This window comes from Taklimakanibacter deserti (assembly GCA_003574785.1).
In genome coordinates this window covers 1-543 of the sequence record QORU01000082.1, presented here as the reverse complement: position 1 = coordinate 543, position 543 = coordinate 1, and the positions used below count along the sequence as shown (strand labels likewise).

General features: G+C 66.1%; 1 protein-coding gene and 1 pseudogene. Both read right to left on the bottom strand.

Annotation, left to right across the window (positions count from 1 at the left end):
* Positions 1-212: hypothetical protein (locus DS839_RS36825; protein ID WP_162919032.1), on the bottom strand; the 212-nt coding region annotated here is incomplete at its 3' end.
* 7 nt (positions 213-219) lie between these two features.
* A pseudogene (locus DS839_RS36050) lies at positions 220-543 on the bottom strand (Holliday junction branch migration DNA helicase RuvB); the annotation flags it as partial.

The window sequence follows — 543 nt, the reverse complement described above, 5'->3', positions numbered from 1 at the left end:
ATACCGCCGATGTCATCCGATACTCCGTACATGTTGTTGTTGATATCCACCATGTCGTCGACCATCGGCAAGCCGCTGGCGGGGTTGATCCCTGCTGTCTGGCTGTCGAAATCCATTCCGTGGCTGTCGAAATCCATCCCTTGGCTCATGCCGCCGATATCGTTCGCCATCCCGTAATGGTTGAGGTGGACATCGAACACGGCGTCGAGCATCGGCAAGCCGGTCCATGTGATCCAGGCCGTGATGGTCGACGTGGAGCATGTCCAGCGCCCGGTCGGCGATCTCGGCGTCGATACGGCCGCTGCCGCGCACCTCGGCGTAGTCGCGCACGCGGCGCAGCAGGCGGTTGGCGATGCGCGGGGTACCTCGGGAACGGCGCGCCACTTCCCGGGCGCCGTCGGCGTCCGCCTCGACCCCCATCAGCCGCGCCGAGCGGGTGACGATCTCGGTGAGCTCGCCGATGGCATAGAACTCCAGGCGCTGGACGATCCCGAAGCGATCGCGCAGCGGCGAGGTCAGGAGTCCCGCCCGGGTGGTCGCCCC